We start from the raw sequence: 21,619 nt of genomic DNA, 5'->3' as shown, positions 1-21,619 counted from the left end.
GCTCCGCATGGTGGATTGGAAATCTCTTCCGGCCTTTCTGGCCGTTGCGCGGGCGGGGTCACTGCGCGGGGCTGCCGAGCAGCTTGACGGCACCCATGCGACCCTACGACGTCAAATCGAGGGGCTGGAGGCGCAACTGGGCGTCCAGCTGTTCCGACGCAGCGCGGGCGGGCTGGAACTGTCGGCGGCAGGCCGCAAGTTGCTGCCGCAGGCGCTGGAGGCTGAAACCGCCTTGCGGCACGGCTTCAACGCGGTGCGCGGACTCGACAGCGAGGCGGCGGGACGTATCCGTCTGTCTGTCGACCCGATGACGGCGCATTTCCTGCTGGCGCCGGTCCTGGGGGAGTTTCTGTCACTTTATCCCGATATCCACATCGACATGAACCTATCTTACGCCATCGACTCGATCGAAAAGCTGGAAACGGACGTCTCGATCCGCCATGTGCGCGACCTTTCCGGCGAAGCTGTGGGACGCAAGCTGTTCCCACTCTCGATCGGGGTCTTTGCGTCGCGTGACTACATCGACAGGCATCTGCATGACGCCGGCCCACGCGGCGAGGGGCTGACCTGGCTCGGCTATGGCGAAGTGGCCGAATTGCAGGCCATGATCGCCGCCTCACCGTTTCCACGCGCGACAGTGCGCCATGCCATCCCAGATCCCGCGATGCACATGCATCTCGCCCGGGCCGGAGCGGGCATGACCTTTTTGGCCGCCTGGGTGCAAAGCGTCTTTCCCGAATTGCAGCGGGTGCCGGGAACCGGCCTCGACCAAAGCCGCTCGACATGGGTGCTGATGCACGGCGATCTACGCCGGGTGCAGCGGGTCCGGCTTTTCGTCGATTTCCTTTACGAAAGCCTGCTGGAGCGGCGCGCGGATTTCATCGGCTGAGTGCCGCTACCGCATTGACGCCAATTGCGTATCGGCATGGTATCCTCCGCGCAGGTGGAAATACCCCACGGCTGGAAGTTTGCTTTCCCTGCTATCTGCAGTGATTTCAGATGCTTAGAGTGGAGAAGGTTTGACGGGGGTCCCGTTCCCTCCCGCAGTCATCCTTCGAATCAACTCAGAAGGGGGATGTCAGCTTGCTTCTGGAGGAGTGGAGCGGTTTAGATTTACCGACAGTGGGTTAGGCGTCCTCTGTGAGTGTTGTGTGTAAGCGCCTCCAAAAAGTCTACAAACATATTGAAGCAGACCTTCACGATCGTCGGTAGATAGGCCGCTTGGTCCCGCATTGCCGCCAGGCGGATCTCAAAATGCTGCGCGATGCATGAATGACCGGTCTGGGGAAGCTACGGCACCGCATCGGTGCTACTAATGGACGGCAGCTGTGGGCCGGTCTCTCCCAACATTCAGGCGGACCACTATCCTGCAAGGAACTCCAAACACCCCGAGCAACATAGCTGCTCGGGGTGCTCCTATTCTTTCTCAGCTACTCATGATGTCCAGCAGACAGTGATGCGCCGCAACTTGATCAAGCACACTGTCACGGCTGTTGAGGAAGTCCTGAAACAGGCACCGCAACTCAATGAGCTCATTGCCGCGATCAGAATAGACCGGCGTTTCACGGGTTTCGCCGTGAGGGACGAATTCGTCATACCCCGTCTCCTCGAAACGGCCTTCGCTGCCAAGGCATTCGGCAGCGATACTGCGCTCCAGGATGTCCATGACGGCGTCGAAGCCGCCCTCGTCGGCCGCATCGAAGGATTGGCGTTCTTTCAGACGCGCGAGGCAGCGCGACACGAAAGCCACGTCTCTGGCATTGTCGCCACCGGAGTTTCGGATCTGCGCGGCCTCACAAGAGGACCCGCGCAAGATCTGGAAATCAGGTGAAGCAGGGTGTTACCCCAAGACCCACTCACGACGCCTCCCAAACTTCTGCCGGACGGTGCTAAATACTGAAGCGCGCGGTGCCATACATTGGCAAGCCTACGCATAGCCCGGATGCTGACTGCGCCATCGGCCACGCACCACGCCCGTGTTTTCGGCTCTTGTGCGGTCTCAACAAAGGACCGCACAAGAGCCGCAAAACCGATGAGCCAGACGACGTACAATTTGATTGATTTCGACGCTGCGGCTTTGAAGACTCGCAGCCACCGATCCCGCTTATCTCTGCTTGAGACTGGCGGACACTGCGAAATCGTTAGCAGATGATGGCCTTAACATCGCAACTCGGGGTCATTTCGTCAATTTTGGCCGAAATATTTCGTTCGGCCAAAATCGTTCTAATTCAGGATGTTAGCGCCACCTGGCAAAACTGATCCAGCTTCATGGCAAACCAAAACAGCTGTTTTGGCATAACTACGCCCGTCCCGATAATAGGTGTGGTGACAAGCTAATTTTGGCCATTGAGAAATCGTAAGTCATTGATTTCATTGGGCAATCATTTGCCTGCGGCGGCAAAAATGGCCATTTGACAAGCTAATTTTGGCCATTGAATTCAGCTAAGAAAATGCGCCTACAATCGACACACAAAAAATCGGCCGCCCCGAAGGACGGCCGATGATAGAACTTTATCTGTTTCCTGTCACCCTACACGTGATACCGCGCCGGGAGGTCGCATCGTCGGAATATTCGAATTCCAATCTCGGTCTTGCGTAGGAATGGTTTCACCCCGGCGGCTTTCATCTCCGGTTTCAGATCGGACAAACTCATGTCGAGCGCGTTTCCGATCCAGGCTTCGGTGGTAAATTCCGCGAGGAATGCGTCGACGTCTTCCGGTCGAAACCGATAGATCACGTGATCGTCCCGCTTGGAGGGGATTTCGACCGCGGGCAAAAGACCTTCCTTCACCAACTCCCAGCCCGATGCCACCGGGACGCGAATTCGACCAAATGCTTCCGCCGGTGACAAGCCGTCCATCACATCGGAAACGACCGACTTGGTTTCGACAGGATCGACATAAATCGCCGCAAACCCGTCCAATCCGTGAAGGCGAACGGCCTTCGAAAGAAAACCGCCCAGGATGAGATGAACGATCTGAATTGCTGGAGCCTTCGACTTCATGGCGGCTGTCCCGATGTCGACCATTCCCTCCGCAAGTTGTCGAACCGGGTTCGCCTCGGACTGGATCCGTTTCAGAAGCCCGTTGACCTCATCGGCATCAATGGCCTTTTTCATGCGACCAGGCGCATGGGAAACCTCGGACACGATGGGTGTCAGGATCCGCTCCGCAACAAGCTGCTCCGCCATGGGCCGTGTGCACGCGAGCCTCTTGGGCAATCCGGCCACAGGCACCAGGCGCCGCATTGATCGCGCGACCTCTCGTCCGAGTCCCGCATCGAACACATGGTTCGACCCCAGCGGTGCGTTCTCCGGGATCAGGCTCCTGGCAGCAAGAACGCCCCGGAGTGTGCGCGGATCAAGGCCAGTTTCACGGGCAAGGGTGGCGCAGGTGTGCAGGCGCCGCTCCGAAATCTCCTCGCCGAGTACAACGCTACCGGCCCCCACTTCCATGGTGTCCAGGATGTGCTCGCGGAGGATCCGCTTGATGTCGCCGGGGTCCTTCTTGGCGCGGGATCGCGACAGCCATTGGTAGAGGCGGCCAAAGACATGCTGCGGACCCGGATTGCTGCCGCTGTAATTTGCCCGGGCCTGAACTTCGGACAAAGCCCGCCGAATGCCCGGCTCGCCCTGGGAGGTATGGGTATAGCCAATCGCGCCCGCGCGATCCCAATCATCCTCGGTCAGCTTGTCGAGATTCGGCGTTGGCCCGAATACGACAAGAATTCCGAGCATCTCGCTGGCGCGGACGGCCTGGTCCAGCCCCTCCCCGTCGAGCCAAGGTGCCCCTGCCTTCCCTGCAAGTCGATCAAGCACGTAATCCTGCAAGGGCGAGACCGACCGCGCGGTCAATGGCGCAACCAGGGCTTGGAGCCGATCACCCGTTTCGGGCACCATGATCGCGAGCTCATGATAGCGGTCACCCGAAAATGCAGCCTTGCGACGCATGAGTGGCAGGCCATGGTCGGGACAGGTCCGAACCACGCCAAGCTGCCAGATCCAGCGATGCCGCCGCATAGCCGGCTTGCCGCCAGACGCAAGATCGTCGGCCCTGAGACAAGCCGGGCAGAACACAGTGAATGGAGATGAGAACATCTCCGTCGAGACATGTTCGCCGCGCAGATCGAAATGTCGGCGGTCAAGGCCGCGCGCAGCATTGGCGCCGAGGGCATCGGCGGCAATACCGGACCGTTCGGTAAGTCGCTGGATGTCTTGGGCCTGGCCGCGCGCCAATCCTGACAAACTGACGCCGATATCGCGCAGAAAAGGCCCGGTACGACCGCCTGTGTGGAACGCGGCCAGGCGAGCCGCGAAACCCAGTGGCGACTCGACAGGATCATGGTCCAGGTGAGGTGTGAGCACAGTCATCGAACGTCTCCTCAAGCCGCGGTTTGAAGTTCTGCGAGGTCGATGCTGGCCCATCGCGGAGAGAGGAAGACATTCTTGCCCGGAACGACCCCCTCCTCCAGCCCCCAAGCTTCAGCGAAGTGCTGCGCGGTGAGCTGGTCCTCCCCCTTCACAAGCGCCTGCGCGAGAGCGGCAAGGATATTCTCTATGCAGCTCCCGAAACGACCGAGACTCGCATATACCAGACGATCGATGAGGTCGCCTTCTGCGGGCGGCGCGATATTCGCCTGCTTGCAGTATCCATTGATGAAGCCTCGCAACATCTTCTCGTGTGTAGTGGCAGAGATGGCTGGCAGGGTGACCTTGGAATAACGCCGCTTGACCTGATGATCGTAGGAAGCCATCTGCCAGAGCGTTTCGACCCCGCTCAGGATCACGATGACCGCACCATCCCCCTGCATGACCGATTTCAGCATCTTGAGGATGTCTTCGATCGCCTTGCCAGCTCTGAAAAGATCGTGCGCCTCGTCGATCCACAGAACAACCGTGCCAAGCTGCTTCATACGAAAACGCACCAGCCGCCAGATGTCCCATTCTTTCTTCTTCGGGGAGACTTCCGGATAGCCGGATTTCTGAAGGATTTCCAATCCGAGACTCTTCAGGGTCGCGGGGCTCGGCACGCTCACGCCAATCCAGGGCATGCGCGTCGGATCGTCGCTTTGCAGCGCTGGATGACTCTTCAGCACATGATGGACGAGCGAGGTCTTGCCGCCCCCTGCGCCTTCGACAAGCGCGATGCCATGCGTGTCACCGGTCGCCGTGAAGGTCACAGGCTTTGGAAGGGGTTGGCCATCGGCGTCACGCCGCAGGAGGCGATCGAGGTGTTGCTGAAGAATGCTGTCGCGGAAGGTCTCGATATATATGTCGCGCAGATTCTCAAGTGTCGCGAAGGGGTCAGACGTGGTTTCGGCCATTGGGATGGTCTCCGGTTAAGAAGGGTTGAATGCGACCGTTGCCCCCAGAGGGGTGTGTTCACCGGCCTGTTCCCGGAATTTGCATTCAATGTTCTTGCTGCGGAAAAGGGTGCGTCACCCTGCCGCAGGCGCTGTTTCTTCGCACTGGCGCGGCCTTGGCGGAACAGCGCCGTCATGACGCGGCCACCGCGGCGCACGACGACCAGACTTGTGAGCGGTTCCCTGATGCTTGGCCCCTCCTCATTAACCAATGGCGCAACAGGCCTGGCGCTCTACAAGCAGCCCGCTCTATCGTTGCAGAGCCGACACTTCGTCGACCCGTTCGATGTCGAGATTGGCCATCTCAGTGAATAACGAAGAAGAAATATTTTTGATCGCTCACGTAAAACAGCAGCCGTGGGTCAGGCCGAAAAGTTAACCTGTTGAATTTTTCCGCAACTCGCTGCGGGAGCACGATCAGTGGAGGCCGGTCTGGCCAGCGTAACGGGCGGAGAGCGGTCGTTCGCTGCATGTGCGAAATGGATAACTGCCTTTGCGAAACCAGACTTTGGAACACACCTGCTTTAGCCCACAAAGCAAAACGTCCCATAGACGCTTAAGTTGTCCGCGTTTTCCGATGGAGGGTTTTTCTTCTGAAGAATAAGCGGCATACTTCAAATCATTAGGTGCAATTCACCGAGGTACAATTGTGAAAATTAAAAAAGTCCATGTACAAAGCTATCGATCAGTTATCGACAGTGAAGAATTTGAGGTCGATGGCGACAAAACTATTTTTGTAGGCCCCAATGAAGCGGGGAAGACAGCGCTGCTTCAAGCGATCCAGCATCTCAATCCTCCTAAAGGCATCAAGCCCCTTAGTGCTCTAAGAGACTATCCGCGAGCGCACTATAACAAGATCACCTTGGGAGAGGTGGATCCGGCCGAGGTTCATGTGGTTGAAGCTGAGTTTGAGCTGGAAGACGATGATCGTGAGTATTTGCCGGAGGGAATGAAAGACGCAAACTATATCCTTTGGCGTAACTTAGACAACTCGACTGGCCATAGGCTAACCGGTGGGCCTGCGAAGAAAGCCTACAAAGATCTGGAGAAGGATCTGATCCGCCTCGCCGCCCACGCGGATACGCAGTTCACCCCTTCAGAAGGTGGTTCGGAACTTTCCCCGACAGCGGCACTTAAGGCAGCTACGGAAGGCTGGTATGGTTTTCAATCGATTGAAGGGGAAAAAGCGAAGGCCTTGCGTGACTGGCTGGAGGCTGTTTTCCCGCTCGTAGATGAAGACAACGAAAAAGAAGAGGCGCGTTTCGATAGTCTGAAGGCGGGTATTGAAATCGGCGATGCACGAAACACTGCGGTTCAGGCCTTGCGCGATCGCGTTCCTGTCTTCGTCCTTTTCAGCAACTATTTCCGTGTCCGCCCTCTCATTCACTTGAAGCAACTTGCGACCAGGATTACTAATGGCACGCTCGACGATGAGCGCTATGACTATGGGAATGTGTGCCTCTTAAACCTGTTGGGATTCGACGCTACGGAGCTCTCCGAAATGGGGGCGTCGGCTGACCCCGATGCGAACGACCCAGAGGCGCTGGAGGCGTTTCGAGAGAAGCTCGACAAGAGGCAGTATCAGTTGAATGCTGCGGAGGTCAGCCTAACTCGGGAAATCCGTTCCGTTTGGAAACCAGATGAAAGCAAGGGCGAGGCAGCGAAGCTCCGCCTCCGAGCTGATGGGCAATATCTCAAGGTAACTGTTGAAGATGATCTTGGGGTCGAGGTTGAGCTCGACCAGCGTTCAGAGGGGTTCCAGTGGCTCGTTTCGTTTTTCGTCGTCTTCTTCGCTGAAGCCCAGGGCGAACATAAGAACGCTGTGTTGCTGCTCGACGAGCCAGGCATGAGCTTGCACGCATTAAAACAGCGAGAGTTTCGCAAGACTATTACGCGCTTGGCGGAGGGAAATCAGACTCTTTACACGACGCATTCGCCCTTCCTTGTTGGACCAGACGAGCTCGATTTGGTTCGCGTCGTTGAAATGAGTAGCCGGGAAGAGGGAACGAAAGTTCATACCTCAATCACGGCCAATGATCCGGCAGCACTGCTTCCCTTGCAAGAAGCGCTTGGGTACGATCTCGCACAGAGCCTTTTCACCCAGAAACAGAATCTCATTTTGGAGGGACTAACAGACTATTGGTATATCGAGGCGGTCTCGCAACTTTTGCGTGCCTCGAAGGACGCAAATCTTAACGAGAAAATTGCCTTGGTTCCGGCAAACACCGCGGGGAAGGTTGTCTATTTTGCGACGATCCTTCATGCACAAGGCTTCAAAGTTGCGGCTCTTCTCGATTCTGACAACGCCGGAGATCAGGCTGCTCAGCAAGACACCCTTGTTCATACACTTGGCAACAAGGGCATTTTGAGAACGAAAGACTACTTGCAGAATGAGATCAAAGCCGCAGAGGTCGAAGACCTTTTGCGTGATACTTTGATTAGCATGGCAAAATCGGAGCTCGGTTGGGATGTTTCCGATACAGCGGGCAAGCAACCACAAAGGCCACTTGTCAGTATCTTCGAGAGCGAAATCAAAAATTTTTCCAAGTATCGACTCGCGAAGGCATTCGTTCGGTGGTCGCGCGATCATGAGGCTTCGGACTTGAGTGAACGTGAGCGGGAACAGTGGAAGAAGCTCATAGGTGCTGCAAATGCAGCCCTGAAGTGAGCACGACAGGATCAGAATTTCTACGAGGTGAAGAGCTTTTCCAAGGGTAAGTTGATAGATGTATTTGATTGAGACACAACAACAGATCGAAGAATTCGAGCGCCAACGGGCATTGGTCGGAACCTATATAGATCATAGCTATAGTCGAGAAAAACTTGATTGGGTCCTCGCGGCCCGAAAAGGGTTTGATGCGCACGTTGGGAGCTCATTTCATCTGCTAATACCGCACGAAGGCAACGGATACACAGTCAACGACACCAACGAGCAAGAATATGGAATTCAGCTTGCAAGGGCGGTCATAAATCACCTTGAGATCAAGCATTCTGAACTGCCTTGTATCGTGTTTCGAGCGTTAGACGACGACTACTATTTTCTAAAACTTGGGCACCGAACGAAGGCAGAGTTTCTCGATGTGATCGGACGAATTGGCGATCTGGCTTTGGAATGCGCTCAGAATGGTCCCGAAGAATCGGATGAGTTTCGAAATTGGGTGAATATGCAAACCGCAAACTTTCTCCGCCGAGAGAAGATGCTCAGTGCTGTAAAGCGTTCATTGCCCGCGCTGAATGGCCTGTTAGGCGGTGCCGTCGACGCCAAGGAATTGGTATAGCGTCAGTTCTCTTCGTGAGAGCCATCTTTCACAAACCGTGCCAACGTCCGTTATGAGGGCGCTGCATTGCGGCACGGTCTGACGCAATGAATGGCTGGTTTGGGCCGTTGATGTCGATCTGAGGGCCCGGACACTCGCGATGCATGCCGCGCCGCCGCAGGTCGGCTTTGAGACCAAAGTTCCGGATGCTGCAGAAGGAACGAATAGCTGCTTTGGAGCTTTAGTCCGCACACCACCAGTAATCTGCTGATTTCGCTATTCTGAACTCGTTAATTCAGATATAAATCAAAGTGTTGATGGTTTCACGAGGCGTGCTTCATGGATCACCCAGAGCGTGCGAGTTTGGATCGGGCGATCGGGTCAATTTCGATCGCCGAGCGCGTTTGGAGTTGCTCGGCGCGCAGAACAAAAAGCACTTGATCGACTGGCCCAATCAAACGATATTGCCGTCAAACGGCATGCCACTTGGGGTGTATCCTTCAAAGTAGACTGTTCATTGAGTAAAAATGATTGAATTAGAAGAAGCTTTGGACACATTGAAGGATCGTTTGGGTCAAGGCGGCCGGGCCGCAGAAATCGTGACCGATACCGCCGATGAATATGAGCTCAATCCGATCCTTCTCCGCCGGAAGTTTGTGGAGAAATTCGCAGTTTCTCCCGAGGCTTATGTCCCGTCCACGAGTTTGGCCACACTAAGCCGACGCAAGGCGCGAAAGGAAGCTCACAGTTGGGCATGGCAATCGCACAGCCAATTGCAAACTCTCTCAATGTCGATGGACGAATATCAAGCGTATCAGACCGGCAAAAGCGAGTGGGTTGAGCAACAGGTCAAGGAGCACCACCTCGGGGCTATTTTTGTCGAAAACGGAAATGAATATGTCTTTGCTGGCCTTTCATCGTCGCGGGCGATCAAGGCCATTCCCGTTGATGATGGTGAACCCACTGAAAAAGGTGCGCACCTTTATAAGGTCGTTTTTCAAGATGGGGTGAAACCGTTTGCCTGGACGACAATGCAAGAGGTTCAACCGCATATTTCAGGTGTTCTCTGGCGGTTGGGAAACCCCAACTTAGAGTTTTCTACCGAGCAAAAGGCATACGATTGGTTGCATGAGCGCACTGTCGTGCGTGCGATTGACGACTTGGCCTGACACAACTGCGCGGCAATCTTCCGAGATGACCACCTTGGGAAGGCAACGCTAGGCAGCAGACACCCCCTGATTTTTATCGACAATACCGTGCCCACGCCAGAAAAATCAGAGATTTACTTCCGGAATACGGGCTAACAGAAGTCTTTTGACTCTGCGCCCTGAACGGCAGCAAAGTCCGCTCTGCCGACCTCCGGGCCCGAAAATGCTGCACGATGGACGAATGGCCGGTCTGGGGAAGCTGCGATGCAGCAAGGGGCCGAAGCCGAACGGCGAGTCAGGGCCGTTCGTGTAAATCGACAGCACGGTGCTGGAAGCCGGCCTTTATTTAGCTTGGTTTATCTTTCGCCCAGTGTATGGCATCGTCCAAACGATCATCACCCCAGAACAATTCTTGACCTACCGCAAAAGTAGGTGACCCGAAGACACCGAGGTTCATTGCCTCATCGGTGGCCGTCTCCAACTGATCTACGGTTCGCTGCGTTTGGGCAGCGGCCAAGACTTCGTCTGGATCGCAACCGATTTCCTTCAAGCTTGCCGATAGGTTTGGTTCCTCGCCGGCCGCCTCGCCGTTTTCGAACCAGCGTCGATAAGTTGCACGAACGTAATCCTCTACCCAGCCGTCTTCGACACCGACGATGGCGATTTGGTTGGCCAGAACAAGGCCTGGCAGCGGGTAGGGTGCAGGAGACTTCGGTGAGAGGCCATAGCGTTTCGCACGGCGCTCGATGTCTCGCCACATATAAGCAGACTTAACGGGCTTGTCTTTGAACGGTATGTTGTTCTGTTCGATCATCACATGACGCACATTAAACGGGCGCCACCTGAATCGGATTCCTGACGTTCCTTCGACTTCGGCAAGTCGCATGACTGTCAGGTAACTATAAGTGCTCCCGATTGAGAACCAAAAGTCGATCTTCATAGCTTCGCACCTCCGCCAAAAAATGCTGAGACCAGATTAGGCGAGATCGTCAAACCGCGCAAATTTAGCCCGGATGCTCAGTTTTAGATTCGTTTTTCAAGGGCGTTCTGGTCACCAACCCGCCATTTACTATGCAGAGGCCTAAGGTCGGCTTCGGGCCGTAATCGGCAGCCTTCACGAACGGCGGTTTGCGGGCTTTCTCTGCGGTTGAGGGCGGCAAAGTGCCAAGACATGAAAGCAGACGTTGGAACCATATAAAACGGAAGGGTGTTTTCCATCATTCACCGGATAGGTCTGCTGGCCCGAGATAGGCGGGTAGCGCGAGTTTCCGTTTCGCGCTACACTCATTCCGGGTCTTGCGGACGAAAAGGGGGCGGGTTATGGGCCGGATCGTGAGTTGTATCGCCGTTTTGGCGTTGGCGCTATTCGGCGCGGGTGGAGTGGCGGCGCAGGCCAGTCTGAGACTTGGCACCACAGCGCAGGCGGACGGGATTGCCGGCAGGTTCGCCGAGGCCGTCAGCCAGATTGATCCAGCGACCAAGGTAGACACCCTTGTGGGGATTGTAGGCCCGTCGGACTTGCAGGAGATGGCGCAGGCGGGTTTAGTCGACATCGCCGTTTTGCCGCTCCAGCTGTTCGACCTGGCGGAAACACGGCCCCTGCAACAGCCTTTTCTTGCGGACGGGGCTCTTGAATTTCGGCAGGTGCTGAATTCCGAAGTTGGCGCCTATGCCCGCTACGGACTTGAAGAGGAGGGCTTTCGGGTGTTGGCCTTCTGGCAGACTGGCGCGCGGACATTCGCTTCGACTACACCGATCGAAAACATAGCGAATTTGGAGGGAAAAACGGTTGTCATGCGACCGAACGATCCGTCGGCAGGGGTTCTGGCCGCGGTTGGCGCAAAACCCGTCAATGTTGCCTTTGCGGAAGTCTTTGCTGCGCTGGACAGTGGTGCCTTCGATTCCACGACAATCGCACCCTATAGTGACGCGTCGATTTCCTTGGGGTTCAATAGGGTCGTCTCATATGCCGTGGATCGTCCATTCAGCTCCGATGTTCTGGTTGTCCTAATGCCGATCGATACCTGGGGCCAACTTGACATCGTCAGCCAGACCGCGCTGGTCGAGGCCGCAGAAGCTGTTGCCGGGGAGTGGGATGAGCGCGTTCAAGCAGACATCGGCGCGTTCCGCGAGACCGCTGCGGACAATGGCATCCGACTGGCGGCTTGGAGCGAAGACGATTTCGGGACGGTTCGGACCGTCGCGGCCTCGCAAGCCAACGAGTTTTTTGGCTCTGATATCGGGGGCGAGATCGTCCTCGCCGCCTACGCCGCTGGGTCGTATGGGGCGCCCGCTCCGGTCCCGAGTGCCGACGATCTGCGCCCGGCGGAAACGCAGGAGGTGTACTTCGTCACGGATCGGGCGCGGTCTTCCCGCGGCACCTTAGGTCAGACGTTCTCGGGTAAGCGCACCGGGTCAAACCTGACCTTTGGCGAGGCGACGGTCGAGATGAAGAGCTCGCGGCGGCTGGATGACGACGTGGAGGATGCAACAGAATTCCGGACAATCGACCTGATCTCGCAGGAAGCTTTCAACAACCAAGTGCTGACAGAAATCGCCGCAGCTGACCAGCCGGTGGTGATCTTCGTTCATGGCTACAACACCAGCTTCTCCGAGGCGCTTGCCCGGTCAGCGACGGTGCGGGCGGATATCGCACCGGAAGCGGTGGTAATTCTATTCAGCTGGGCGAGCGAGGGTACGCTTCTGGCGTACGCTTATGACGAGTCGTCCTGGGAGATAGGCAAGACCAATTTCAAGGACTTCCTTCGGCTTGTCATGGCCAAGGTTCCGACCGACCGGATCAGTCTTGTCGCGCACAGCATGGGCTCCCGACTGCTTCTCGATTTCATCGAGAGTCTGCAGGATCGTGATCTCGACCCGGATGACGCGCGTTTCGCGGATTTCGTCTTTGCGGCGTCGGATGTCTCCAAGGACAGGTTCTTGCTGATCGAGAACCGCACCGGGCGGCATCCGCTCTCGGCTTTCGCCGAAGAGGTTACGGTCTACGTGTCACAGTACGACCGTCCCCTTTACTTGTCATACATGGTTCATCGGGATGAACGGCTTGGGCGTTCGGTGCCGGAGGACATGGTGGACGATCCGGATATCGTTGCCATCGACGCCGCAGATATTGACCCGCGCAAGCTGTACCAAGCTGCGACCACAATCATGCGGCACTCCTATGTCTTCGACAAGGTCGAGGGGGTGACAGACCTGGCTGAGACTCTGGCCGAAGCTGTGTCCCCCGGTACCGGACGCGAGAGACGGACAATCGGAATACGTGATTATCTTGGCCTAAAGAAAAGGTGAGTGCGGCCAGGGAACCAGAAGCCAACATTTTTAGGTAGCATCTGAACGGTGTCGGGGGAGCCGTTGGGTGCAGGTCAAGGCCTGGTCGCCGACACGAGATGCGCGTGGCAGTAAAGTGCTATGGCCGACATTTATTCCGGAAGTGTCAAAGGTCCGCTCTCAGCCCGATCAAGGCATTTATTTCATGGCCTCCAGCATGTGCAGCACCAGATAGGTGGGCGGAAATCGTGAATTCGCCGGAAGTGTGATCTGTAGATATGCCGTTACTCGCGAGACATTTCCTTTAGCGTCCCAGGTTTGGGAGGAAGGAGATGTTCATGACCAAGGACAAACGCGAGATTCAACGCAAGTTGCGGATTTTGCGATACGCCGAAGAGATCGGCCAGTTCGCTAAAACCTGCCGCTATTTTGGGATTGGTCGCGCCAGTTTCTACCGCGTCATTCTTCGAGCCTTTGACGAATGGCATAACGAAACGTGGGTGTATGAGGCGAACCGGAAAACCCATAGTCTCGAAACGACGTCCCCAATGATGAGCGCTGGCACAAGCTTCCATGGCAATGGCTCCAGGGGAAAGCTCCTGCACGGTAGCCTCAAGCTTTGATCTGGTCACCTTCCTTGAGAGCACCTGGCCGTCATTGCTAATCCCGTGAATGTGAAACGATTGCTTGCCCAAATTGATTGCGAGCAACTGCATTTTGTGAACTCCTTCTTCTTGCTACGTATGCCGAAAACTATCGGCTTGGATGCAAGGGGCGTCCATTCCATAAGATGAACAAGAAATCCGGAACCAGCAAAGCTTCGGCTGACAAGCTGGTCAAAACCATCCGCCGCAAGACGCGGCAAACCTATTCTTCCGAAGAGAAGATCCGCATTGATCTGGCGGGCCTTCGCGGCGAAGAAACTATCTCGGTGCTATGCCGCCGCGAGGGCATCTCCGAGAGTCTGTATTACAGTTGGTCAAAGGAGTTTCTCGAGGCTGGGAAGCGCCGTTTGTCCGGCGATACAGCCCGCCAGGCAACCTCACCCGAGGTGAAGGAGCTGCGATCCGAGGCGACGGCACTGAAGGAATGCGTCGCCGATCTGACCCTGGAAAACCGTCTGCACAAAAAAGGCATGACAGGGCCCTCGCGGCAGAATGCTTCGCATTCGCCTGGCGGGTAATGGATGGGGAGTTCGAGGAATGAGATACCCGGCGTCTGAGAAACTGGAAATCATCCGCACCAAATTCTCACTGCATTCCATCCCAATCAGCCGGGAGGCAGCCATCCCACAGACTTGAAGATCACATAATCTGGGCAGGTTGTCGCCAGCATCGTGCAGGAAAATCCCGGCTCGATTGCCCCTGCTGTCGCCGAAGGACTCGCTGACACGAAGCACAGTACCGCAATCTCCGGTTGCTCTACTACCCTTACCGATTAGAGTAGCCCCGAGAGTTACTGTGGTTTCAAATGAAAAAATCCGAGCTATCCGAACGCGACATCTGCAGCAAATTCGTTACGCCCGCCCTGCAGGGCGCCGGCTGGGATTTGCAAACGCAGATTTCCGAAGAAAAGACGCTCACCGATGGTCGGATTATTGTTCGCGGTAAGCTGGTCGCTCGCGGAAAGCAAAAGCGCGCCGATTATGTTTTGTACCTGAAGCCGAATATCCCCATCGCGGTTATTGAGGCGAAAGACAACTCTCACGCCGTCGGAGACGGAATGCAGCAAGCCCTGACCTACGCAAAAATGCTCAGGGTTCCTTTTGCGTTCTCATCCAATGGCGACGGCTTCCTGTTCCACGATGGAACCGGCCAGTCGCCGAGCGTAGAGACCAATCTTGCCCTCGCCGAGTTCCCTTCGCCTACTGCCTTGCAGAGGTCGTTCGAACAATGGAAGGGGTTCGATGCTGGCGAGGCCAGGATTGCGCTTCACGGCTACCGCGACATCGGAAAGACACCTCGCTATTACCAGATGAACGCGATCAATGCGGCTGTGGATGCCATCGCCAAAGGGCAGGACCGGCTGCTTCTTGTCATGGCGACGGGCACGGGCAAGACGTTCACGGCATTCCAGATCATCTGGCGCCTCTGGAAATCCGGCGCCAGGAAGCGAATTCTTTTTCTCGCGGACCGGAATGTCCTCGTGGATCAAACCATGGTCAATGACTTCCGACCCTTTTCGGGAGCAATGGCCAAGCTTTCCACGCACTCCAAGACGATTGAGCGCGCAGATGGCAGCACCGAAGAGTTGACTGTTGCCATCGACAAGAAGCGCCGCATCAACACGGCCTACGAGATCTACCTGGGCCTCTATCAGGCCCTCACCGGCCCGACCGAGGCGCAGAAAATCTACAAGGAGCTTTCGCCGGACTTCTTCGACCTGATCATCGTCGACGAATGTCATCGGGGCAGCGCCGCCGACGACTCGGCATGGCGGGAAATACTCGAGCACTTTTCCTCAGCGACGCAGATCGGCATGACGGCCACTCCGAAGGAAACCGAGTATGCCTCGAACATCAACTATTTCGGAGAACCGATCTACAGCTACTCGCTGAAGGAAGGCATCCGCGATGGATTCCTCGCGCCCTACAAGGTCATCAAAAGCCATATCGATCGCGACATCGAGGGGTATCGACCCGAACAAGGTCAGCTCGACCGGGATGGCATTGAGGTCGAAGATCGCATCTACAACACGAAGGATTTCGATCGAACATTGGTGATCGACGACCGAACGAAACTGGTTGCGCAACGCGTCACACGCTTCCTGAAAGAAAGCGGAGACCGGATGCAGAAGACCATCGTTTTCTGCATAGACCAGGAACATGCTGGCCGGATGCGTCAGGCGCTGATCAATGAAAACGAGGACCTCGTCGCGAAAGATCACCGTTATGTCATGCGGATTACCGGCAATGACAAGGATGGGATGAACGAGCTCGCGAACTTCATCGACCCAGAATCGGACTTCCCCGTGATTGTGACCACGTCCCGCCTTCTCAGCACCGGCGTCGATGCGCAAACCTGCCGCCTGATCGCCCTTGATCGGGAAGTGGGCTCGATGACAGAGTTCAAGCAGATCGTCGGCCGAGGCACACGGGTCCATGCGGATACCGGCAAATACTACTTCACCCTGATGGATTTCCGCGGCGCCACCAGCCACTTTGCCGATCCGGACTTCGATGGCGAGCCAGTGCAGATCTATCATCCCGGCCCGGATGACCCCATGGCACCACCAGATGACACGGGCGGCGAGCCACCTGACGATCCGGATGACGACATGACCGTGATCGTTGACCCGATGGTTCCCGGCAGTCCGAACGATCCCGAAGGTGGCGATGATTTCGGAGGTGGCACCGGGCGGCGAAAGAAAATCTACGTCGATGGCATTGGCGCGTCGATCGTCAAGGAGCGGGTAGAATACCTCGACGCCAACGGGAATCTCATCACCGAGAGCTTGCAGGATTTCACCCGGAAGCATCTGATCAAAAGGTTTGCCTCTCTCAACGATTTCCTGCGCCGGTGGCATGCCGAAGATCGCAAGCAGGTCATCATCGACGAGCTTGCCGCAGAAGGTCTCGACCTGGAGCTGATCGGCAATGAAATCGACGCGGACCTCGATCCTTTCGATCTTGTCTGCCACATCGCATTCGGTGCCAAGCCCCTGACGCGGCAGGAGCGCGCAAACAACGTCAAGAAGCGGGATGTCTTCAATCGCCATGGCGACAAGGCGCGCGCCGTGCTCGAAGCGCTCCTCGACAAATATGCCGACGACGGTGTCCTGAACCTCGACGACACGAATATCCTGCAGATCAACCCCTTCTCGCACATGGGCACACCGGTTGAACTTATGCGCGCCTTCGGCAAGAAGCCTGACTACCTGCGCGCGATTCATGAGCTGCAGGACGCCCTTTACGATGAAAGCGCCTGACCCATGTCCATGAGAAACCTCGTCAAAACCATCCAGGACGTCATGCGCAAGGATGTTGGCGTCGACGGCGACGCGCAGCGCCTGTCGCAGCTGGTCTGGATGTTCTTCCTCAAGATCATCGACGATCAGGACGAGGCGCTGGAATTCACCCGCGATGATTACACCTCGCCCATTCCCGCGCATCTGCAATGGCGCGCATGGGCCGCCGATCCCGAAGGCATCACCGGCGATGCCCTTTTGGACTTCGTCAACGACGATCTTTTCCCGGCGCTGAAGGAGCTCCCCGCCACCACGCCGCGCGGCCGCGTCGTGCGCTCGGTCTTCGAGGATGCTCATAATTACATGAAATCCGGCCAGCTGATGCGGCAGGTGATCAACAAAATCGCGCAGGTGGATTTCAATTCCCTGACCGAACGCCAGCATTTCGGCGACATGTATGAACAGCTGCTGAATGACCTCCAGAACGCGGGCAACGCCGGCGAATATTATACGCCGCGCGCCGTCACCGCCTTCATGGTCGGGCAGATCGACCCGCGCCCCGGCGAAATCCTGATGGATCCGGCCTGTGGCACCGGCGGCTTTCTCACCTGCGCCATGCGCCACATGCGCGACAATTACGTCAAACGCCCCGAGGATGAGGCATTGATGCAGGCCTCCCTCCGCGCGGTCGAGAAGAAGCCACTCCCCCACATGCTCTGCACAACCAACATGTTGCTGCACAACATCGAGGAGCCGTCCTGGGTCAAGCACGACAACACGCTCGCCCGCCCCCTCATCAGCTGGTCCAAGGACGAACGCGTCGACATCATCCTCACCAACCCGCCCTTCGGCGGCAAGGAGGAGGACGGGATCGAGAACAACTTCCCGCAGTTCAAGACGCGCGAAACCGCCGACCTCTTTCTTGCCCTCATCATCCGGTTGCTCAAAAAGAAGGGCCGCGCCGCCGTGGTGCTGCCCGATGGCTCGCTCTTCGGCGAAGGGATCAAGACCCGCCTGAAGGAACACCTGCTCAAGGAATGCAACCTGCACACCATCGTGCGGCTGCCAAATTCTGTCTTCAAACCTTATGCCTCCATCGGCACCAACCTGCTGTTCTTTGAAAAAGGCACGCCGACGCAGGACATCTGGTATTGGGAACACCGCGTGCCGGAGACGCAAAAGGCCTATTCCATGACCCGCCCGATCCGGCTGGAGCATTTGGACGATTGCGCCGCCTGGTGGGGTGGCGCGGAGCGTGAGGGCCGCGAAGAAAGCGAGCGCGCCTGGAAGGTCTCCATCGGCGAAATCCGCGAGCGAAATTTCAACCTCGACATCAAGAACCCCCACGTCGAGGCCGAGGATTGGGGCGACCCCGAGACCCTTCTGAACGACCTGACCAAGGCCGAAGCCTCGGTCGAGAGCCTGTGCGCCGAGTTGAAGGGCATTCTGGAACAGGCGCTGCTGCGATGAACCCGGAACGCCTTTTGGAGGTCTATGAGCAGATCAGCGAAGCCCCCGACGCCATCGCGCGGCTACGGCGGTTCGTGCTGGATCTGGCAGTGCGCGGGAAGCTGGTGGAGCAGGATGCTGGGGATGAGCCTGCCTCCGCTCTTCTCCTACGCGCAAAAGCGCGGAAGGTTGAGCAGGGCATCAAACACAAGGCCGATCCGATCGGAGGTGGTGAAACTCCCTTCCCAGCGCCAACCGGCTGGGTTTGGACGCGTGTTGGCGAGATCGCATTGCAGACGGGTTCCGGCAGCACTCCCAGGGGTGGCAAATCTGCATATGCTGCAACCGGCACCCCATTCCTTCGTTCGCAGAATGTCTATAACGACGGCCTTCGTCTGGATGATGTTGTATTCATCAATGATGAAACCAACGAAAAAATGAAGCGCACCCAAGTGAAAGCAAATGATCTGCTGTTGAATATTACGGGCGGTTCAATTGGTCGGTGCTGTCGCATCCCGGACGATTTCCGTGGAGCCAACGTAAGCCAGCATGTCGCAATCATCAGGACTGCTGTTGCCAGTACAGAGGATTTCTTGCACCTCTTGGTCATGTCTCCTTTCTTTCAGGCTTACGTTTTGGGGGAGCAGACAGGCGCCGGGCGCGGTGGCCTACCCAAGAACAGAATGGATCGCATACCTGTTCCGCTCCCCCCCCTTGCCGAGCAGCACAGGATCGTCGCCAAGGTCGATGAACTCATGGCGCTCTGTGATCGGCTGGAGGAAGCCCGCAAGATCCGCGAGGAGACGCGCGACAAGCTCACGGCCGCCAGCCTCGCCCGCCTGACCGCCCCCGATACGACAGCAGAGGACTTCCCCGCCCACGCCGCCTTCGCGCTCAAAGCCCTCCCGGCCCTCACCACCCGCCCCGACCAGATCAAGACCCTCCGCCAAACCATCCTCAACCTCGCCGTCCGCGGGAAGCTGGTGGAGCAGGATGCTGCGGATGAGCCGGCGTCTCATCTGTTGATGAAAATCAGCAAATCCAGAGAAGAGATGCGCTCCATAAAGCGCGGGATCGCCGATCTTCCGTTCCCCCTACCGGTTGGTTGGGCGACTGCGAGGGTGCAAGATACGCTGATGCCCGGACGAGAAATTTCTTATGGCGTAATCAAGCTGGGAAATGAGCCTGAATCTGGAGGCATCCCAACTTTGCGTTGTAGCGACGTGCGCCCAGGCTACATCGAGCATCGTACGATTCGACGAGTACGTGAGGAAATCGAAGCCGAATACACCCGAACGAGACTCGTTGGTGGAGAGGTATTGATCAACATCCGTGGGACTTTAGGAGGCGTCGCTGAAGTCCCCGCAATGATGGCGGGGTACAACATTGCTCGCGAAGTCGCGGTCATTCCGATATCTGAGCAAATCCTTGGGCGCTATGTCGTTTATCTGATGCTATCACCGTTTTTCTGGCGCCATATCCAAGGCAACCTGCGGGGCATCGCATATAAGGGACTCAATCTTGGAACCCTTAGGGAATTGCCTATCCCAATCCCGCCTCTCGCCGAACAACACCGCATCGTGGCCAAGGTGGACGCCCTCATGGCCCTCTGCGACCGGCTGGAGGCCGCCCTGACCACCACCGACACCACCCGCACCCGCCTCTTTGAGTCCCTCCTCCACGAGGCGCTGGAGCCCGCCACCGAAGCGCTGGAGGCCGCCGAATGACAATCCCTCCCAAAGACGCCGAACGGGTGCTCCTTGCCCGCTATGGCGAACCCGCCAAGGCCGCCACAGACTACATCATCGGCTTCCGCAACACGGTTGGCCGCGTTCTCGCGATCCACCGCGCCACTCAAGAAACCCGCATCTGGTTTCAGCCGCCAGCCCCACCGCGGCTGGATGGTGTCACGCTGCTGGATGAACCGAACAACGGAAATTCCAACATCAACGGACCTCTCGCCCCGCTCCGGCGTCCAGATACGCAGCGCGTTGAGATCGATAGCCTCACCGCATTGCAACGTTTTCTCGACTGGTATGACGACGCCACGGCATCCGAGGTCATGCGATCCGACCCGCTGGGCGACATCGACTTCTCCAGCGCATTCGCCCGCTTCCAAGACCTCATCACGCGGTACGATCAGCCCTTCACGCGCTTCGACGAAGGGCTCATCGCTGCTTGGGAGAGCTACAAACCGCGGGTGCGCGATGTCGCCTTGGAGCGGTTGCAGGCGGAAAGCTGGACACAGGACCAGATCGGGTCTGGCGAGATCATCGGGAACGCCATCAACGCCATCGAAATTCAGGCAACCCACGGTGATCTGACAAACAACATGGTCTTCTGGCAGAACCGTTACGGTCACGCCAATCGCGACCATCGTGCCCTTATCGAAGCCGCCGCGACCGGGACCGGACTGGGGTCACTTGAGAGGCTCCTCTTCGATCTTTACCGGGGGGATCGACAGAACAGCGAAGTCTTTGAAGAGCTCAGTAAAGCTACCGGGGCAAAATACCCCCTCATGGCTTACCTGTTCTTTCTTAAAGACATGGATCGGTTCATGCCGATCCAGCCGACCGGTTTCGACCGTGTTTTCGCGGAAATTGGCCTCGATTTCCGGACACTGAGGAATTGCACTTGGGAAAACTATGATCAGTTTAACGAAATTCTGATTTCTCTACGACAGCCCATTGCCAAGGTGGCTGGGTTGTCCAATGTTCGACTGATTGACGCTCATTCCCTGCTTTGGATATTCTCCACACTGCTTCGAATGGAAGCAAAAGGCGAGCTCTCCGCTGGTGCAAAAGCGAGCGAGAGATATCTTGGCGCCAGGGAAAAATCAATTGCCGAAATCAAGTATTCCGTTGGCAAGACTGTCTTCAATTCGAACGGTCAGATGGTCGAGGCAAAGGTCAAGAATAAAGAACTCCGGCTCTCTGATGCTGAGCTGGACCAGCTCCTGCGCGAACTTCTTGAGGTTCAGGAGGAACACTGCGCAATCACCGGCTTGCCCCTTCAATTTCGCGGGACACATACTGACGAGAACATGCTGCCGTCGCTCGACCGTGTTGACAGCAACGGTCATTACGAGCGGGGGAATCTACAGATCGTTTGCCGTTTTATAAACTTCTGGAAGCAAGCATCCGATGACGCTGAGTTTCGACACCTATTGAATGTAGTCCGCGGCATTGAAGTGTCCGAGACCTAACCGCG

General features: G+C 56.8%; 13 protein-coding genes and 3 pseudogenes. 11 read left to right on the top strand and 5 right to left on the bottom strand.

Features of this window, described 5'->3' with window-relative positions; all coding sequences use genetic code 11:
- Positions 1–7 precede the first annotated feature (7 nt).
- Positions 8–889: a LysR family transcriptional regulator gene (locus tag LZG00_17245; protein ID MCF3595739.1), complete on the top strand. Its 882-nt coding sequence runs from the start codon at positions 8–10 to the stop codon at positions 887–889.
- A gap of 537 nt (positions 890–1,426) precedes the next feature.
- On the opposite strand, the gene LZG00_17240 is transcribed toward LZG00_17245, so the two are convergent.
- The 3 genes from LZG00_17240 to LZG00_17230 form a co-directional block, all read right to left on the bottom strand.
- A complete protein-coding gene (locus LZG00_17240) occupies positions 1,427–1,750 on the bottom strand; it encodes a hypothetical protein (protein MCF3595738.1) in 324 nt (107 codons plus the stop codon).
- A 780-nt stretch (positions 1,751–2,530) separates the two neighbouring features.
- Entirely contained in the window at positions 2,531–4,369 is a 1,839-nt protein-coding gene (locus LZG00_17235) for a TniQ family protein (GenBank protein MCF3595737.1), read from the bottom strand.
- Between the two features lie 11 nt (positions 4,370–4,380).
- Positions 4,381–5,322 (bottom strand): TniB family NTP-binding protein, encoded by a 942-nt coding sequence (locus tag LZG00_17230; protein MCF3595736.1) that lies wholly within the window; start codon positions 5,320–5,322, stop codon positions 4,381–4,383.
- A 688-nt stretch (positions 5,323–6,010) separates the two neighbouring features.
- On the opposite strand from LZG00_17230, the gene LZG00_17225 reads away from it, so the two are divergent.
- From LZG00_17225 to LZG00_17215, 3 genes are all read left to right on the top strand, one after another.
- Positions 6,011–8,029, top strand: coding sequence for an ATP-binding protein (locus LZG00_17225; protein MCF3595735.1), 2,019 nt, complete (start codon positions 6,011–6,013; stop codon positions 8,027–8,029).
- A gap of 58 nt (positions 8,030–8,087) precedes the next feature.
- The gene (locus LZG00_17220) at positions 8,088–8,639 is read left to right on the top strand and encodes a hypothetical protein (GenBank protein MCF3595734.1); all 552 of its coding nucleotides are present in this window, start codon (positions 8,088–8,090) and stop codon (positions 8,637–8,639) included.
- A 506-nt stretch (positions 8,640–9,145) separates the two neighbouring features.
- Entirely contained in the window at positions 9,146–9,787 is a 642-nt protein-coding gene (locus LZG00_17215; GenBank protein MCF3595733.1) for a hypothetical protein, read from the top strand.
- A 325-nt stretch (positions 9,788–10,112) separates the two neighbouring features.
- Here LZG00_17215 and LZG00_17210 read toward each other — a convergent pair whose 3' ends face one another.
- On the bottom strand, positions 10,113–10,706 hold the full coding sequence (locus LZG00_17210; GenBank protein MCF3595732.1) for a 2-hydroxychromene-2-carboxylate isomerase: 594 nt from the start codon (positions 10,704–10,706) through the stop codon (positions 10,113–10,115).
- Between the two features lie 380 nt (positions 10,707–11,086).
- On the opposite strand from LZG00_17210, the gene dctP reads away from it, so the two are divergent.
- Both dctP and LZG00_17200 read left to right on the top strand, forming a co-directional pair.
- Positions 11,087–13,075: a TRAP transporter substrate-binding protein DctP gene (gene dctP, locus LZG00_17205; protein ID MCF3595731.1), complete on the top strand. Its 1,989-nt coding sequence runs from the start codon at positions 11,087–11,089 to the stop codon at positions 13,073–13,075.
- A gap of 317 nt (positions 13,076–13,392) precedes the next feature.
- Positions 13,393–13,512, top strand: a pseudogene (locus tag LZG00_17200) (IS481 family transposase).
- Here the strand turns inward: LZG00_17200 and LZG00_17195 are convergent.
- A pseudogene (locus LZG00_17195) lies at positions 13,504–13,701 on the bottom strand (IS110 family transposase). The pseudogenes LZG00_17200 and LZG00_17195 sit on opposite strands and share 9 nt — an antisense overlap.
- A 143-nt stretch (positions 13,702–13,844) precedes the next feature.
- On the opposite strand from LZG00_17195, the pseudogene LZG00_17190 reads away from it, so the two are divergent.
- From LZG00_17190 to LZG00_17170, 5 genes and pseudogenes are all read left to right on the top strand, one after another.
- Positions 13,845–14,295, top strand: a pseudogene (locus tag LZG00_17190) (transposase).
- 229 nt (positions 14,296–14,524) lie between these two features.
- On the top strand, positions 14,525–16,981 hold the full coding sequence (locus LZG00_17185; GenBank protein ID MCF3595730.1) for a DEAD/DEAH box helicase family protein: 2,457 nt from the start codon (positions 14,525–14,527) through the stop codon (positions 16,979–16,981).
- Positions 16,982–16,984: 3 nt separating this feature from the next.
- Positions 16,985–18,430, top strand: a complete 1,446-nt coding sequence (locus LZG00_17180; protein MCF3595729.1) for a type I restriction-modification system subunit M — start codon at positions 16,985–16,987, stop codon at positions 18,428–18,430.
- Positions 18,427–20,136, top strand: a complete 1,710-nt coding sequence (locus LZG00_17175; protein MCF3595728.1) for a restriction endonuclease subunit S — start codon at positions 18,427–18,429, stop codon at positions 20,134–20,136. The genes LZG00_17180 and LZG00_17175 overlap by 4 nt, the downstream gene beginning before the upstream one ends.
- Entirely contained in the window at positions 20,133–21,614 is a 1,482-nt protein-coding gene (locus LZG00_17170) for a hypothetical protein (protein MCF3595727.1), read from the top strand. The genes LZG00_17175 and LZG00_17170 overlap by 4 nt, the downstream gene beginning before the upstream one ends.
- Positions 21,615–21,619 lie beyond the last annotated feature (5 nt).

It is taken from the genome of Rhodobacteraceae bacterium LMO-JJ12, assembly GCA_021555075.1.
GTDB lineage: Bacteria > Pseudomonadota > Alphaproteobacteria > Rhodobacterales > Rhodobacteraceae > JAKGBX01.
This window is presented reverse-complemented; position numbering and strand designations above follow the sequence as displayed.